14 protein-coding genes are annotated in these 17455 nt (G+C 40.4%); 12 read left to right on the top strand and 2 right to left on the bottom strand.

Annotation, left to right across the window (positions count from 1 at the left end; genetic code table 11):
- Window positions 1-117 precede the first annotated feature (117 nt).
- The 5 genes from ACM0OY_RS22480 to ACM0OY_RS22460 all read left to right on the top strand — a co-directional run bounded on the left by ACM0OY_RS22480 (window position 118) and on the right by ACM0OY_RS22460 (window position 11358).
- Window positions 118-1833 carry an SDR family NAD(P)-dependent oxidoreductase gene (locus ACM0OY_RS22480; RefSeq protein ID WP_414571057.1) on the top strand — a complete coding sequence of 572 codons (1716 nt, stop codon included), beginning with the start codon at window positions 118-120 and terminating at the stop codon, window positions 1831-1833.
- 224 nt (window positions 1834-2057) lie between these two features.
- Window positions 2058-6794 carry a PfaB family protein gene (locus tag ACM0OY_RS22475; RefSeq protein WP_414571056.1) on the top strand — a complete coding sequence of 1579 codons (4737 nt, stop codon included), beginning with the start codon at window positions 2058-2060 and terminating at the stop codon, window positions 6792-6794.
- 111 nt (window positions 6795-6905) lie between these two features.
- Window positions 6906-8579, top strand: a complete 1674-nt coding sequence (locus tag ACM0OY_RS22470) for a PfaD family polyunsaturated fatty acid/polyketide biosynthesis protein (RefSeq protein WP_414571055.1) — start codon at window positions 6906-6908, stop codon at window positions 8577-8579.
- A gap of 2 nt (window positions 8580-8581) precedes the next feature.
- A complete protein-coding gene (locus tag ACM0OY_RS22465) occupies window positions 8582-10096 on the top strand; it encodes a thioester reductase domain-containing protein (RefSeq protein WP_414571054.1) in 1515 nt (504 codons plus the stop codon).
- Between the two features lie 458 nt (window positions 10097-10554).
- Window positions 10555-11358, top strand: coding sequence for an SDR family NAD(P)-dependent oxidoreductase (locus ACM0OY_RS22460; RefSeq protein ID WP_414571053.1), 804 nt, complete (start codon window positions 10555-10557; stop codon window positions 11356-11358).
- A gap of 94 nt (window positions 11359-11452) precedes the next feature.
- Here ACM0OY_RS22460 and hetI read toward each other — a convergent pair whose 3' ends face one another.
- Window positions 11453-12172, bottom strand: a complete 720-nt coding sequence (gene hetI / locus ACM0OY_RS22455) for a 4'-phosphopantetheinyl transferase HetI (RefSeq protein WP_414571052.1) — start codon at window positions 12170-12172, stop codon at window positions 11453-11455.
- A 946-nt stretch (window positions 12173-13118) separates the two neighbouring features.
- On the opposite strand from hetI, the gene ACM0OY_RS22450 reads away from it, so the two are divergent.
- Window positions 13119-13388, top strand: a complete 270-nt coding sequence (locus ACM0OY_RS22450; protein WP_414571051.1) for a hypothetical protein — start codon at window positions 13119-13121, stop codon at window positions 13386-13388.
- Between the two features lie 42 nt (window positions 13389-13430).
- The gene (locus ACM0OY_RS22445; protein WP_414571050.1) at window positions 13431-13598 is read left to right on the top strand and encodes a hypothetical protein; all 168 of its coding nucleotides are present in this window, start codon (window positions 13431-13433) and stop codon (window positions 13596-13598) included.
- Between the two features lie 191 nt (window positions 13599-13789).
- Here ACM0OY_RS22445 and ACM0OY_RS22440 read toward each other — a convergent pair whose 3' ends face one another.
- Window positions 13790-14854 carry a YheT family hydrolase gene (locus tag ACM0OY_RS22440; RefSeq protein WP_414571049.1) on the bottom strand — a complete coding sequence of 355 codons (1065 nt, stop codon included), beginning with the start codon at window positions 14852-14854 and terminating at the stop codon, window positions 13790-13792.
- Window positions 14855-15011: 157 nt separating this feature from the next.
- Here ACM0OY_RS22440 and ACM0OY_RS22435 point away from each other — a divergent pair, with 157 nt between their 5' ends.
- The 5 genes from ACM0OY_RS22435 to ACM0OY_RS22415 all read left to right on the top strand — a co-directional run bounded on the left by ACM0OY_RS22435 (window position 15012) and on the right by ACM0OY_RS22415 (window position 17242).
- Window positions 15012-15755 carry a response regulator transcription factor gene (locus ACM0OY_RS22435; protein WP_138497428.1) on the top strand — a complete coding sequence of 248 codons (744 nt, stop codon included), beginning with the start codon at window positions 15012-15014 and terminating at the stop codon, window positions 15753-15755.
- 108 nt (window positions 15756-15863) lie between these two features.
- A complete protein-coding gene (locus ACM0OY_RS22430; protein ID WP_414571048.1) occupies window positions 15864-16298 on the top strand; it encodes a hypothetical protein in 435 nt (144 codons plus the stop codon).
- Window positions 16252-16521 (top strand): hypothetical protein, encoded by a 270-nt coding sequence (locus tag ACM0OY_RS22425; RefSeq protein WP_414571047.1) that lies wholly within the window; start codon window positions 16252-16254, stop codon window positions 16519-16521. Before ACM0OY_RS22430 ends, ACM0OY_RS22425 begins: the two co-directional genes overlap by 47 nt.
- Before the next feature lie 119 nt (window positions 16522-16640).
- Window positions 16641-16886, top strand: a complete 246-nt coding sequence (locus ACM0OY_RS22420) for a DUF433 domain-containing protein (RefSeq protein WP_414571046.1) — start codon at window positions 16641-16643, stop codon at window positions 16884-16886.
- Complete coding sequence (locus ACM0OY_RS22415; protein ID WP_414571045.1) at window positions 16886-17242, top strand: DUF5615 family PIN-like protein; 357 nt, start codon at window positions 16886-16888, stop codon at window positions 17240-17242. Before ACM0OY_RS22420 ends, ACM0OY_RS22415 begins: the two co-directional genes overlap by 1 nt.
- Window positions 17243-17455: the final 213 nt, after the last annotated feature.

Genomic DNA, 17455 nt, shown 5'->3' with positions numbered 1-17455 from the left:
CTCTCTACGCCTCTGCGGTTCGTTTTTTAAATAACCGCAGATGGATAAAAAACAACTTTTAACCAGCTTTCTAAAGCATCTTCCAATTACGAATTACGAATTAAAATCAGAGGATTTATGACCCAAACAGCCCAGCTTAGTCCATCATCTGTTTTTGTCGTTAGCGGCGGTGCAAAAGGGATTACGGCTGAGTGTACTATCAAATTAGCCCAGCAACAACCCTGCAAATTTATTCTTCTTGGTCGCTCTGAACTATTAGAAACCGAGCCAGATTTTGCTCAAGGTTGCGAAGAATCAGCATTGAAAAAACGCATCATGGAAAATCTTCTTGCCCAAGGAGAGAAACCCACACCCATGAATGTGCAAAAAATATATAACAAAATTGCCTCCAGCCGCGAAATTAAAAAGACCCTCGCAGCAATTGAAAAAGCAGGAGCTAAAGCCGAATATATTAGCGTTGATGTTACAGATACACAGGCTTTACAAGCAAAGCTGGCTAATGTTGGGTCAATTACAGGTATTATACATGGTGCTGGAAATTTAGCCGACAAATTAATTGAAAAGAAAACAGAAGATGATTTTGAAAAAGTTTATACTGCCAAAGTTAAAGGATTAGAAAACCTATTGGATTGTATTAATCCTAGTCAACTTCAGCATTTAGTTTTGTTTTCTTCCGTAACAGGATTTTACGGAAATATTGGTCAATCCGATTATGCGATCGCCAATGAAATCCTCAATAAATCAGCACATATTTTCAAACAACAATATCCCTCATGTCACGTAGTAGCAATTAACTGGGGAGCTTGGGACAGTGGCATGGTGTCACCAGAACTCAAAAAGGCTTTTGCCGAACGAGGAGTTGAAGTAATTCCCGTAGAAGCTGGGACACAAATGTTAGTCAACGAATTGCATCCCGCCTATCAAGACAATACACAAGTCGTCATTGGCAGCCCCCTAGTACCCTTAGCTAGAGAATTAGATTCCGAACTCCGCAGCTATCGTCTGCGCCGCCGCATGACAGTAGAAGAAAATCCATTTTTATTGGATCATGTAATCGCTGGTTCTCCAGTATTACCTGCTACATGCGCTCTCTCATGGATGATTGATTATTGCGAACAACTTTATCCAGGATACAGATTTTTTGCTGCTCGAGATTTCAAAATTTTGAAAGGAATTACTTTTAATGAGACTCTAGCAAATGAATATATTGTAGATGTCGAAGAAATTTCTAAAACTAGCGGACAACAGATTACATTCAACACCAAAATATCGAGTAAAAATCCCGCCGGCAAAACATTTTATCATTTCAGTGCCCAAATCCAACTCTTACTAGAATTACCCCAAGCCCCAACTTACGATGCAATTAATCTAGAACCAGATAATATCATCACTCTCACTGGTAAATCTTTTTATCAAAATGGAGAAGCTACATTATTTCATGGCAAAGCTTTTCAAGAAATCGAAAAAGTTTTAAACATCACCACAGAAAAAATCACCACACAATGTTTGTGGCAACCAATCTCACGCGAACAACAAGGACAATTTCCAGTCCAATGGGTCAATCCATACACAACTGACCTAAGTATGCACGCACTCTGGGTTTGGACACAACACTTTCATGAAGAAGGTTGCCTACCCGGACAAGTCGCAAAATACGAACAATTTGCAGCCACACCACAAAACGAACCCTTCTACGTTTCCTGCGAAGTCAAATCCAAAACCCCCAGTAGCGCAACCGCCGACATCATCATCCACAACCAACAAGGACAAATCTACTCACGCCTCCTCGGAGCCAGAGCAATCATCTGGTCAATGAAACTCCTCAGAAGCTAATACCAATTCGTAATTCGTAATTCGTAATTCGTAATTAAGAAATTCAGATTGTATTTAGCTTTCAAGCTTTGAATCTGTTGCCAAATTTTAGAGAATTGGTATAGTTCTCTTCTCCTTTGCGTCTTTGCGCCTTTGCGTGAATCTTTCAAGTTTGGGGAACAGCGTAAATCCTCCCGTCTGCTCGTTATCCGTAGCCTAATACCCAAACCTTGAGGATAAAAATAATGGAAAAAATCGCCATTATCGCATTGTCATGTCTATTCCCCGATGCCAAAAACCCCGAAGAATTCTGGCAAAATATCATCAATAAAAAAGAGTCTACCTCATCTGCAACCATCCAAGAATTTGGAGTAGACCCAGAAATCTTCCATCATCCACTCAAAGGTACACCAGATAAAACCTATTCCCTCAAAGGTGGATACATCCGCAACTTTGAATTTGACCCATCTGGTTACAATCTACCACCAGAATTACTTGAGAATTTAGATAACACCTTCAAATGGTCATTGTACGCTGCCAAACAAGCAATTCTCCAAAGCGGTTATTGGGATAATCAAACCGTTCTCTCCAAATGCGGTGTAATTTTGGGAAACCTTTCATTCCCAACAAAACTTTCCAATCAATTATTTTCTCCCATCTACCAAAAAACCATCGCACCTGCCCTCAAAGAGCTTCTGCAAGTTCCAGATTTAGATTTACCTACTCTACCAACCGCCAATCAAGCATCGTTATATAATGCGATGATTTCGGGCTTACCAGCAGCAATAATCGCTCAAGCCTTATCATTATCCCGCATTAATTTATGTCTCGATGCTGCTTGTTCTTCATCATTTTATGCCATAAAACTGGCTTCTCATTATTTGCGATCGCACAAAGCCGATGTGATGTTAGCAGGAGCCATCAGTAGTGCAGATTCCCTATTTGTGCGGATGTTATTTTCTGGGGTACAAGGATTTCCAGAAAACGGTATGAGCCGTCCCTTAGATAAATCATCCAGAGGTCTAATTCCCGCGGATGGTGTTGGCATAGTGATGCTCAAGAGATATTCTGATGCTGTCAGAGACGGCGATAAAATTCTCGCCACTATCTGCGGTAATGGACTATCGAATGATGGCAAAGGTAAGCATCTACTCAGCCCTAATCCTAAAGGACAAGTCCTTGCTTTTGAGAGAGCTTATAACGAGGCGAAAATTAATCCTCAAAGCATCGATTATTTAGAGTGCCATGCTACCGGCACATTATTAGGAGATACCACAGAATTTAATTCTATCGAAACATTCTTTGGACAACATCAAGCTGCACCATTAATAGGTTCTGCTAAAGCAAATACCGGTCATTTATTAACTGCGGCTGGTATGGTTGGCTTGACCAAAGTAATTTTGAGTATGTCCAACGGTGTCATTCCACCGACTTTGAACGTAACCGAACCGATAGCTACTGAAAACAGTAAAATTCCTGCCGACAAAATCGTTACAACCGCAACTACATGGCCTAATAATAACGCTGCAATAAAACGGGCTGCTATCAGTGCTTTTGGTTTTGGCGGCACTAATTCTCATCTGATTTTAGAACAAGGAACGACAACAGAATTAGACAATTCAAGCGAACCCGTTCCACCTGTAAAACTTGCCATTGTCGGTATGGATGCCTTTTTCGGCAACTGTAATGGCTTAGATACTTTTGAACGTTCGATTTACGATGGCACTCAGCATTTTGTTTCGTTACCGCCGCAAAGATGGCAGGGTATAGAAAACCAAGAAAATTTACTCAAAGAATATGGTTTACCAGAAGGTAAAGCACCAGTAGGGGCATACATTCAAGATTTTGAAGTCGATACTTTTTCATGCAAAATTCCACCGAATGAAGTAGACAAATTAAATCCACAGCAATTGCTACTTCTGAAAGTGAGCGATCGCGCCCTCAAAGATGCGAAAATCCCAGAAGGTAGCAACGTCGCAGTTATCATTGCCGCTGAAACAGAATTATCTGTACATCAACTACAGCAAAGGTGGAATTTGCCTTGGCAGGTTAAAGAAGGCTTACTCGCTCAAGAAATCTCTTTGCCTAACGAACAGCAAACTCAACTCGAAACTATCGTCAAAGATAGCCTCCATCACCCCGTAGAAATTGGCGAATATGTCAGCCACATCGCCAACATTATGGCCAGTCGCATTTCCGCTTTGTGGAACTTCACGGGGCCAGCATTTACAATGACGGCTGGCGAAAATTCTGCCCTCAAAGCTTTAGAAGTAGCACAAATGCTACTAGCTGCTGGAGAAGTCGAAGCTGTGGTTGTTGGTGCCGTTGACTTAGCTGGCGGTGTCGAAAACGTCTTACTGCGAAGCCAAATGGCTAAGGTGAATACGGGTATCAATACCTTGAGTTACGACCAAAACGCAGACGGCTGGACGGTAGGCGAAGGTGCGGGTGCAGTTGTTCTCAAACGTCATGACACCGCCCTAGAAAATGCGGAACGCATCTATGCAGTTATTGACGCCGTTAGCATCGGACAAGCTAATTCCACTGTTGTTGATGGCGAAACTATCAGCCAAGTCTGCAAACAAGCTTTCGAGATTGCAGGTATCCAACCCACAGAGGTGAACTACCTGGAAGTTTGCGGTAGTGGTATTCCCCAGGAAGATGCAGCAGAAATCACAGGTTTACTGCAAGCTTATCCGCCAGTAGGAGATGGGTTGCACTGTGCAATTGGTAGCGTCAAAGCAAATATCGGTCACACCTACGTTGCTTCGGGAATTGCCAGCCTGATTAAAAATGCTCTTTGTTTGTATCACAGGTACATACCCGGTACTCCCAATTGGTCTGGTGTGAAAACGCCGCAAGTATGGCAAGGCAGTCCTTTCTACGTGGCTACAGAATCAAGACCTTGGTTTTTAGGTAAAAACGCTAAATCGAGAGTCTCAGCACTTAATAGTATTGGGTTTGATGGCAGTTTTGCTCATGTCATCTTATCGGAAGAAGGTAGCCAAGAAGAACGCACCAGCCGATATTTAGAGGAAAAACCTTTTTGTCTTTTCCCCATCCCGGCTGATGATAGCTCAAGTTTATTTGCAGCTTTAGATAATTTCCAAAAAACTATCGAAAACTCTGCTTCTTTAAAAGCAACTGCTAGCCAATATTTTGAGAACTTTCAAAAACAATCGGCTGCAAAATATGTCCTATCAATTACAGGACGTAACCAAAAAGAATTACTCAAAGAAATCGAATCTGCGCGTAAAGGTGTAAATAATGCTTTTGAACGCGGAACAGATTGGCAAACTCCTGCTGGTAGTTATTTCACATCTAAACCACTGGGTAAACAAGGTGAAATTGCTTACATTTATCCGGCAGCAGTCAATTCTTATCTTGGCATCGGTCGCACGCTATTTCGGTTATTTCCAAGAGTCTACAACGACTTAATGGTTAAAAGTATCTATAAACGTGCTGCTGATGTTGAACCACTAGTTTTTCCCAGAAGTTTAAAAAAATTAACTACTAGGGAACTAGAAACACTAGAAAAACGATTGCTAGATGATTCTCTAGCAATGTTTGAAGCCGAAATGTTTTGCACCAGATTACTCACGACGATTATTCGTGATGATTTCCAAGTTAAACCTAAATATGTTTTTGGGTATAGCTTGGGTGAAACAAGTATGATGGTTGCTCAGGGAGTTTGGAGCAATTTTTATGAAGGTAGTAGCAGCTTCAACTCATCAGCTTTATTTGGCGATAGATTATCCGGGCCAAAAAATGCTGTGCGTGAGTATTGGGGACTACCAAAAATTTCCTCGGCTTCCGACAATAATCTTTGGGGTAACTATGTTTTAATGGCTAGCCCAGAGCAAGTAAGGGAATGTCTAAAAAATGAACAGCGCGTTTACTTAACTCAGATTAATACACCGGAAGAAGTATTAATTGCTGGCGAACCAGAAGCCTGTCAGCGAGTAATCAAAGTCTTGGGGTGTAATGCTTTTCCGGCTCCCTTCGACCATGTGATTCACAGCGAAACGATGCGTTCTGAATATGGTGAATTGGTGAAATTAAATACTTTACCATCACAAAATATTCCTGGCATTGTATTTTATTCTGCTGCTGAATATCAACCAATTAAACTTGAGAGTGGCGAAATCGCTCGTAGTATTGCTACAGGTCTTTCTCAACAATTAGACTTTCCGCGATTAGTTAATTGCCTGTATGCTGATGGTGCCAAAATATTCATTGAAGCTGGTGCAGGTAATGTCTGTTCTCGTTGGATTGATAAAATTCTCCAAGGTAAAGAACATATTACAGTATCCCTAAATCGTAGAGGTATGGATGACCATGCTTCTTTTGTCAAAGCACTGGCAAAACTGGTTAGCCACCGGGTAGATGTGGATTTATCACCACTGTATAATGTTGCACAAACTACCAATCAAAGTAAGGCAACTCTGAGAACTGTAACGTTGGGTGGACACTCAATTACCGATGTTATTTTGACTGAAGAGAATCGCCAAATATTTGAAAATGTGGTAGAGAAACGTAAAGGCGATCGCACCAAAAAAGAACCTCAAATTTTACCTGACTCTTCATTAGAAATTCGCAGCGCAATATTCTCCGAAACAAGTAATCCTGATAACATTCCATCCCTCCCTGTTCAGCCTGAAAAAGTTGCAGTGAAAGATATCATTAATAACGGTTTTGAATTTAAAGAAGAAGTAAAATCTTCTGAGTCAACTGCAATTGAACAGACAACCAGTCAACCTAGCTTTTCCCCTCCAAACACCACTCGGAAACTTCGTAAAATCATCCAGATGTCTGATTTAAATAAGTCTCAGTATCAAAAACTCAACGCTAACAATTCAAAAATAACTAAAGCACACACAGCCTTTCTAGAAGCTAGACAAGAATTTAGCAAGCAAATGAGTGAAATCATTCAACTCCAATTAGCTTGCGCCCAAAATTTACTTGATGAAGAATCAAAATAACAGCCTAAGTTCAACCATCAATATCTTTCAATAGGGGAAAACTTCCCTTTCCCCTTTCCCCTTTCCCTTTCCCCTTTTTTGTTAACGCTTATAATTTGAGGGATAACTGCTGTGACAACCGTAGATACGGTACTAAATAAACACGATAACGGTCTGAACTTCTCTACTTGGTCTCCTACTCAAAACCAAGTTTGGAAAGGTTCTTTAGAATCTATATCTTTTGAGCAAGAAGCCATCAAAAATAAATTGATGGTATTAGATAAACCTTGCTACGTCGTGAAAGTTGCCGGAAAAATCGGTGTCACTAACGAGGGGTATTTATCTCCTAATGATAATGGCACAGCAGCACAAGTAGAACTCTTGACATTTGTCACACCAGTCAGAATTCAACAGTTAGGAGATCCTAATTTTCTCTCCTTTCATGGCGTGAGATATGCCTATTCTACTGGTGCAATGGCTGGTGGAATTGCTTCTGAAGAAATGGTAATTGCACTGGGAAAAGCGCAAATTTTAAGTTCTTTTGGCGCAGGTGGTTTAAGCCCAGACCGTTTGGAAGCAGCTATTAAGAAAATTCAACAAGCCTTACCTCAAGGGCCTTACGCATTTAATTTAATTCACAGTCCCAGCGAACCTGCAATTGAACGCCGTGCTGTAGATTTATATCTCAAATATCAGGTAAAAACCGTAGAAGCATCTGCATTTCTAGATTTAACTCCAAACATTGTCTACTATCGCGTAGCAGGTTTGGGATTAAATGACGCTAACCAAATTGAAATCAGAAATAAAGTCATTGCCAAAATTTCCCGCCGAGAAGTTGCTACAAAATTTATGCAACCGGCGCCACCCAGAATTCTCAAAGAACTTCTGGAACAAGGGTTAATTACTGACTTGCAAGCAGCTCTCGCCGCTAAAGTTCCGATGGCTGATGATATCACCGTCGAAGCTGATTCTGGCGGCCATACAGATAACCGTCCCTTGGTTTGTTTGCTACCTTCTATTGTTGCTTTGCGCGACGAAATTCAAGCCCAATATCATTACCAAATACCCATTCGAGTGGGAGTAGCAGGTGGAATTGGTACCCCAGAATCAGCATTAGCCGGTTTCATGATGGGTGCAGCTTATGTAGTAACTGGTTCTATTAATCAATCATGCATTGAATCTGGGGCTTGCGAACATACCAAAAAGTTACTTGCTCAAGCAGAAATGGCTGATATGATGATGGCACCAGCCGCAGATATGTTTGAAATGGGAGTCAAATTGCAAGTCCTCAAACGGGGTACAATGTTCCCCATGCGAGCGCAAAAATTATTTGAACTCTACCGCGCTTATGACTCAATTGAAGACATTCCTCTGGCAGAAAGAGAGAAATTAGAAAAACAAGTTTTTCGTAAAACTCTTGCTGAAGTTTGGGAAGGAACAGCGGCTTATTTGTCCCAAAGAAATCCCGAAAAACTGGGTAAAGCGGTCAATAATCCTAAGCTAAAAATGGCGTTGATTTTCCGCTGGTATTTAGGATTATCTTCTCGCTGGTCTAATTCTGGTGAAAAAGGTCGAGAAGTCGATTATCAAATTTGGTGTGGGCCGGCGATGGGTAGCTTCAATGACTGGGTAAGAGGTTCTTACCTGTCTGACCCAAATAATCGCCAGGTAGTTGATGTTGCTAACCAAATAATGAATGGCACAGCCTTTTTATATCGTATCCAAAGCTTGAAAATTCAAGGGCTGCAAGTCTCTGATTATTACAGTCAATATCACCCAGTACGTTCTACATTAGTGGAGATTTAAAAATGACTTTAAAACAGTCTTTTACCGCAGCAGATATTCAGAAGTTTTTGGTATCCAACTTAGCAGAGTTGCTAGGTGTAGAAACTGCTGAAATAGACATCGAAGAACATTTAGAAAACTATGGCTTGGATTCTGCTCAAGCAATGATTCTAGTCAGTAAATTAGAAAAATTGCTCGGATTTCAACCATCTCCACTGCTGCTATGGCATTACCCAAATATTGCATCACTTTCACAGCGTTTGGCTGAAGAAGTACAAGACGATTCAGGGATTCAAGATACAAAATCAGCATCTTCTAACGCCAATACTACCCCATTGGTTTTAGATTTAGGTGCTGAGGCTGTTCTTGACCCTACCATTAATCCTGGTGCAGCTGCTAATTTACCTCTAGGTGAACCAAAGAACATCTTTTTAACTGGAGGAACAGGCTTTTTAGGAGCTTTTATCATCCGGGAATTACTACAGGAAACCAAGGCCGATATCTATTGTTTAGTCCGTGCCGATAATCCGGAAGCAGGCAAGACTAAACTGCAAAATAATCTCCAACAATATGCAATTTGGCAGGAAGAGTATAACTCTAGAATTATTCCTGTTGTCGGCGATTTATCTCTGCCATTGTTAGGTCTTGGCTTAGAACAATTTCAAATCTTAGCTGCCAAAATTGATAGTATCTATCATAGCGGTGCTTTGCTGAATTATGTTTATCCCTACTCGGCATTGAAGGCTGCTAACGTTCTGGGAACTCAAGAAGTTTTAAGATTAGCTTGCCAAGTTAAAGTCAAGCCCGTACATTACGTTTCCAGCGTTGCTGTTTTTGAATCGCCGGTTTATGCTGGTAAGGTTGTCAAAGAACAGGATGAATTCAGCCATTGGGAAGGTATTTATCTTGGTTACTCTCAAACAAAATGGGTAGCTGAAAAGTTAGTTAAAATCGCCCGCGACCGAGGACTTCCTGTAACTATCTATCGCCCACCTCTGATTTCTGGAGATAGTAAAACAGGTATTTGTAACACACATGACTTTATCAATTTGATGGCTAAGGGCTGTCTACAAATGGGAAGCTTTCCCGATGTAGAATATATGTTGGATATGTCTCCTGTAGACTATGTGAGTAAAGCCGTTGTCTATCTATCACGCCAAAAAGAATCCGTAGGTAAGGCTTTCCATTTACAACATCCCCAACCTGCACCTTTGAAAGTTTTAGTTGACTGGATACGCTCTTTTGGTTATTCAGTTGAGATGATTTCCTACGAAAAATGGCAATCAGAGTTAATCAATAATGTGTCTTCTGTAGACAATCCTTTATACACTCTGCGCCCATTTTTACTGGAACGCTGGTCTGATGAACAACTGACTATTCCCGATTTATACCTGCAAGCTAGAAGACCCCATATCAGCTGCCAAGATACTCTCCATGCGCTGGCAGGAAGTTCTATTGCTTGCCCAACCATTGATTCTCAATTGTTTATGACTTATACCGCTTATTTGATTCAAAGCGGATTCTTGAATCTCGCTTAGCAACCCATATAATTTTAGATTTTGGATTTTGGATTGAATATTCAAAATCCAAAATTGTTTGACAAATTTTGTAGCGTGCATTTAGATACCTGACTTATTGAATAAATTGGGTATCTGAACATTAACAGTGGCAAGATGATTGCCCTATTTTTTTATTTACAAATGTAAATTTTAAAATTAACCTCTTGACAAAAAAACAGTCTACAATGGTTATTATAAGATATAAAAATTTGAATTTACGCACTTTTGTGAGTAATGAAAATATATGTATCTACAGGGATGTCTCTTGATTTTTCCTTATAGATTAAGGCTTAATTTGTAATCAAAGAGCAAATTACAAATTATTTTTGCTCAAAACGTTTATCGTAAGTTGAGATATTACGCATACTTAATTGTAGAACCATAAGCACTGTCAATGCAAAGTAGTTTAATTCAGTTGAATTCACCAATATTCTTACATGAACACAACACATCAAGGACAGGGCAAAAAAACTGCTCTTATTACTGGAGCAGCAAGTGGAATTGGCTATCAATTAGCGTGTCTTTTTGCTGCTGATGATTACAATCTTGTCTTAGTAGATAAAAACGAACTAAAGCTAGCAGAAATTGCGGATAAATTCCAGTCAAAATTTGGAAATTTTGCCAAAGCTCTTGTTAAAGATTTATCTATATCAACTTCTCCAGAAGAAATTTTCACGGAGTTGCAACAAGCCAATATTCAGGTTGATGTACTAGTAAATAATGCTGGATTTGGTACTTATGGTTTATTTCATGAGACAAGCCTAACTGCTGAATTGGAAATGCTACAGGTAAATTTGGTGTGTCTCACCCATTTAACTAAGCTATTTCTCAAGGATATGGTTAAGCAAGGTGAAGGAAAAATATTAAACGTCTCTTCGGCTGCTGCTTTTCAACCAGGCCCTTTGATGGCGGTTTATTTCGCGACTAAGGCTTATATCTTATCGTTTTCTGAAGCGATCGCCAATGAATTAGAAGGCACAGGTGTCACTGTGACAGTTCTTTGCCCAGGTTCTACAGAATCAGCCTTTCATCAAAGAACGGGAATGGCAGACTCTAAAATGCTCAAGGGTAAGAGAATGATGGATGCCCAAACAGTAGCCGAAATCGGTTATCGTGCCTTAATGAAGGGGAAAACCATTGTCATTCCTGGTTTTATCAATAAACTACTAGCAAAAAGCGTCAGATTTGTACCCAGAAAACTAGTGACGAAAATTGTCAGAAGTATGCAGGAAGAAAAGTAGGCACACGGATGAGGGGGATGAAAAAGACGCAGGGAGGCAGGGACGCGGGGACGCGGAGAAAAACTAATGCCCAATGCCCAATGCCCAATGCCCATTAATACTGCCAACATTTTAAGTTACAGCCAGAATTCGCTACAGCAACGGCAGCAACATAATTGTTAGCAGGTACTAATTCAAAAAGACTCCAGTCTTCTGAAATCTGTAACTTGGCTGGTTCTGTGGGAGTGAGGAAGACTTCAACTTTCTCTAGCTGGGCTAGTCCGTCTCCGGTTGCTTTTAAATAAGCTTCCTTGCAAGTCCAGTAACGGAAAAATGCCTCTTGCTGTTGAGCCAGAGATAGCGATCGCAACATTTCATATTCTCTCGGTAAAAAGAACCGTTTGGCAAGAGCTTCTAAATCTGAAACCGGACGAATAGATTCTAGATCTACACCAATTTCGCGCTGAAAATTCACCGCACACAAACCTAACTCTTGGGAGTGAGATAAGTTAAACTCTATTCCACTCCCAGCAAATGTCTCTGCTAATACTGGTTTGCCACGCTGTTGATAATTAAACTGAACTTCTGATGTCTTAATACCCAAATAACGACCTAATATAGTTCGCAGAATACCACGCCCAGCGATGAAACGCTGGCGATGTTGCTGAAAATAAAATCGTTCAGCGCGAGCAATTTCGTCACTGGAAAGGGTTGTTCTCAAATCTTGTAACTGTGGTTCTGGTTGGTCAAGGTTTATACGCCATACATGAATTTCATCCGCTAACAAAGTTAAATCTGTCGGTGCAGGTAGCCAAAGATGATGAGTAGCAGTCACGTCGCTTCGCTCCGAATTCAAAATTCAAAATTCAAAATTCAAAATTCAAACATTTTTGATCCCCATAAATAATGGGGCCTAATTGAGGACTTCGTATTTCTCGACGGCAGTCGCCTCAAGTCGGGAAACCCGCCCACGGGGCTGCCTCCGCTGTGCGTCTCGAAATATATTTTTTTGCTTCTCCATAAAAAAATTCTGGGGCTTGTATCCTTTGCTTTTTCGGTCATTGAGTGAGAAAGTTAAGGGAGTTTGACTATAGTAGTTTGTTTAATTGCGACAATTATTAGCAATATTATACTAATGCGCTAGAACAACGCGATCGCTTTGCAACTTCACAGCTTTCTCGGCTAAGAGCCGTTTACAGCGTTGGGACTAACCTCGCTCTAAAAATCACGCCTTTGTTATCTTAAATCTTTCCATCCAGCTTTAGTAAATTTGCAAACAAGAGATAGGAACTATTTATGTTTAACCAAAAGTTTAAATCTACTTAAAGATATATTATTACAAACGTAACCTTACAGAAAGTTCGATCGAGGAAAATCATTTTTCAATTTACAGTCACAAGTAATAATCAAAAAAATTATACTTCAAAAAATAAATATCAAACCTAATATTTTGCACCCTTAGCACGAGCGATCGCGCTCACCATACAATAATTACACCTGTTTTTCCTAATATCTGCCAAAAGAGTTATTAGATGTTAAGTCAGGCTGTAAAGACAACTACTAAATACTGAGTTACAGTAGCTGGGATCGCTGATGCTGAGCAATATCATGATTCATTACTCTAAATGTACGTACTTTTTTTATTACTCTAGAAGTAGGATGCTTAACTCAACGTTAAATCCTCTGAAAGAGAATACGTTAAAACCCTTGACAGAGAATAGCAAATATTCTTTTGGTTACAACATTAGCTATTAGAGTATTACTCAAAGGAACTACGAATAATGCCTGCAACTGTTTTGGCACAGCCTAAGTTTTGTAATGGTCAGATAGTAAGTTTTGTGGGTGGGGAAGGCGTCATCAAAAACTATCGATTTGAGTCAAGTAGCTGGGAATATTTGCTGGAGATGCCTATGGGACCGGAGACAGAAATGGGTCGCGTTGGTTATGAAACCATGATTTGGCTATGTGAACTAGATATTTATTCACTGGTAAATAATTTTTCTCATAAAGTGTTACATCTGGAACAAAAAAACCTTGCTAAAGCTTGTTAAAAAGCTATTAGAACTAATTTTTTTTAGAGATAGTGAGGATAAATGATCGCTAATTTTGGATACCTTGCATTTTTTGTGGTGCTACTGACAGCACTACTATCAGCAATTAAGCAAATGAGCGTTGCTTTGGATGAACTAGATATCGAGCGCTTTACTCTCTGGACAGGTATTGCTTCTGTCATTGCTGGTATACCAACTATATTGTGGTAATACTTGATTATTGAACTTCTTGGCAATTTTTGTGTAAATCTGCAACTTCAAAAACGAACACACCAGCGCTGACTATTCACCTTTTCAATCTTATGCAATTGCTTGTTGAAAAAGTGAATGTAGTCACTCTATTTCAAGCAATAGGATTACATCCGTCGAGTATTCTAGCAGCCAGAATATCGTCTCGCCTACTACCCTGTTCGCTTTTGCTCCAACCATTCTAAAATCCGATTCCATGCCCACCAAATATCAGGGTCTTTTATTTGCCGTTGGCACTCTTTACTACTCAAATAGCCAACGTGACCGCCGTACTGAGTGAGTAACAAATCTATGGTCGGATTATTATCACAGGCTTCTTGCAATTCCGGTATGATAGCTGGGTCAAAAAGTGGGTCATCGGCAGCATAAATAATCAAAGTTGGTTTTGAGATTTGGGGCAATATTTTTAAAGCACTACTGGCTTGGTAATATGCTTCCACAGAAGAAAAACCTAATCGGTTAATTACCAGTTCATTATCAAAACCCCAGATACTATTAGCCCGTTCAATTGCCGCAGGGTCAAAGCTTCCAGGATGTGCATCATGTAGTCGCCACGCCAATTTTTTTAGATCTCGTGCAATTCCCACTTCCAAATATCTGCCAAAAGGTTTTGTAACTAGATAAGATAGCGATCGCTCTGAATCCAAACTCGGGCAAATCACCATACCACCACCAATGTCGCTATCTTCTAACCCTAAATCTTCATACTCCCTAATTACTTCCCCAGCAACTTTTACCCCCCACAGCGCTAATTGTCCCCCTAAAGAAAACCCTGTAAACCAAAATTTTCCTGGACAGCCCATAGCCTTAGCAGCCGCAGCAATGCGAACATAATCTTCCCCCTCGTAAAGACCATCGGAAGTTAAAGTCGGCGACAATTGGGCTGTTTTGCCGTGGGCACGCCAATCAAATAACACCACAGCATAGCCTTGAGCGAAAGCCTTACGTCCTAGCACCCTCAAATACCATTGTGTTTCTAACTCTCCCGTAATCCCATAAGTGCCGATAATCGTACTATGAGCATTTTCCGGGATGGCAACCAAGCCAAAAATTGGCACACCTTGGCCACCGATAAAGATTTGTTCGTGATAAGAAGGTTCTGGATCGTCAGTTGTAGTTTCCCAATAACGTCTTCCCCACAAAGCAGTGTGTACAGTCATCATTACACCGTTTTGTAAAAACCAAGACGGATTGTAGGGGGGAGCATAACACATCATAGACTATAAGATTTCGTTTAATTGAGTCTTGATTTCACCGTCATTTAATCTTAATATTTATGTAAGATTTAAAATCTTTTTTAGAATCGATTCAAAAATCTTTGTATCTATCAAAGGTTGTTATTTATCCTTAATAAGTAGTAATAATTTTTTAAGAATGCCGAGGATTCTTGTCATAGACGATGACCCAGCGATTTCAGAACTAGTTGCCGTCAACTTGGAAATGGCTGGCTACGATGTTAGTCAAGCTGAAGACGGCATCAAAGGTCAAGCGCTGGCTCTCCAGCTACAACCAGACTTGATCATGCTCGATTTGATGCTGCCCAGAGTAGATGGATTTACAGTTTGCCAACGCCTGCGCCGGGACGATCGCACCGCCGAGATTCCCGTGTTAATGTTGACGGCCTTGAGCCAAACTCAGGACAAGGTGGAAGGCTTTAACGCTGGCGCAGATGACTACCTCACCAAGCCCTTTGAAGTTGAAGAAATGCTAGCACGGGTGCGGGCACTTTTGCGGCGTACCGATCGCATTCCCCAAGCAGCCAAACACAGTGAAATTCTCAACTATGGCTCACTTACCCTCGTTCCCGAAAGATTTGAGGCCATATGGTTCAACGAGACAGTGAAATTGACTCACTTGGAATTTGAGCTACTTCACTGCTTGTTGCAACGTCACGGCCAAACAGTTTCCCCCAGCGAAATCCTCAGAGAAGTTTGGGGTTACGATCCTGATGACGACATTGAAACGATTCGAGTCCATATTCGTCACCTAAGAACCAAGCTAGAACCAGATCCCCGCCATCCCCGCTACATCAAAACAGTGTATGGTGCTGGATACTGTCTTGAGTTACCGAGTATACCTCCAGCAGCCGAGGGAGCTTCCGTAACAGCGGTGGAATGAGATTGCCGCAGTAGTTCTGAGTAGTAATTGTCCAAGTTAGTAGGGTAGCACATCTGTGCTACCCTACGAATTATTGTATGTACTTCATTGAAGTCATTTAAATAGTATATGGAACCTTTAACTACTGCGGCGATCGCTCTTAGCTCTGTAATTGCCATCAAAGCCTTAGAGAAAACGGGCGAGAAGATAGGTGAAGCTTTATGGGATCGGGCTGGCAAGTTTCTCACCACCCTCAAAAAACACTCTCCCCACACTGTAGCAGTTATCGAGAAAGCACCAGAACAACCACTCGATTATGGCAAAGCTGTACTAGAAGTGGAATTAGCGGCTAAAGCTAATCCTGAAATTAATCAAGCCATGCAGGATTTAGCATTATTAACAGAAAATAATCCACCGTCGAATTTGGCACAAATCCTGAAGGAGATAAAAGCAGCTGTGGAGAAATCACCACAATCACCTCCTTCAAGTTTTATTCAAAATATAGAAAAAGCTATTAATGCAGCTCAAAACCAAACCATCGACCAAAGAGGCAGTACTTTTTAAAGATGATTCTCAACCCTGGACAACCTTATCAAAATTTCATGCTTATAAATTGAGTTATGGTCGGCAAGAAGGGCAATGTAAACTCCAAGTTATGGAAGTTGGAACTGTGAGAAATGGCAAGGCTTACTATATTACTTATACAGCAGATGCTACAAAATATTCTCAATATTTACCTACTGCTAAAGCCATGATTCAGTCATTGAAAATTCTAGAAATTAATTAATCAATCTATATAAACTTGAGTTAGAGCAAAACTGATTTTTTGAGAGTAGGTAAGATACAGTATTGATTTCTTAAGTTAAAATTTTAATTATCACCTTTGCTATCAAAAATTACTGATTTATGGATTGGCGACAGTATATCGATTCTGACCCAAAAATTTTATTAGGTAAACCAACGGTAAAAGGCACACGATTATCTGTTGAATTTATACTTGGTTTATTGGCTAACGGTTGGACAGTAAAGCAAGTTTTAGATAATTATCCAACTTTAACACCACAAGCTCTGCAAGCTGTGTTTGTGTTTGTTGCTGAGTGTATGCGAGATGAATCTTTGTATATGCTACCGTTTTTATCTGAGTCAGCGTGATGCGATTTTTAGCAAATGAAAATTTCCCGATGATGAGTGTAGTACGTTTGCGGGATGCTGGTTATGATGTAGCTTATGGTAGTGAAGATGCCCCAGGTGCGGAAGATTCTCTAGTTTTGGAACGGGCTGTACGCGAAGAAAGAATTATTTTGACTTTTGACCGAGATTATGGTGAATTAATTTATAGGCTGCGGATGGCAGTACCAAAAGGTGTGGTTTATTTTCGCTATTTTCCTGCAACACCGGAAGCACCTGCACAAGATTTATTACATTTGTTGAGCCTTGAAGGATTGGTTTTGGAAGGATATTTCACAGTTTTTGAGCGTACCCAATTACGTCAGCGTCCGCTAATTTAATATTGGTTTATTTGAAAGCTGTTGACTCAGACAATCGCCAAATTGTCATGGTCGCATCCTAGCCCTATGTTATTTTGTTATTTTTTATGTACGCCTAGCAATACCACGGCCAAAATTACAGTATATTTACTGAAGTCAAAACTTTAAATACTCCTGGTGGGAGCAACGCGATTTTGTGAGGTTGGGCGAAAAAGGTGCGATCGCTAAAACTTA

This window comes from Nostoc sp. CCY 9925 (assembly GCF_963920935.1).
In the GTDB taxonomy this organism is placed as follows: Bacteria; Cyanobacteriota; Cyanobacteriia; order Cyanobacteriales; family Nostocaceae; genus Nostoc.
Note: the sequence above shows the minus strand (reverse complement) of the source record. Positions and strands in the feature narration are given on the sequence as shown.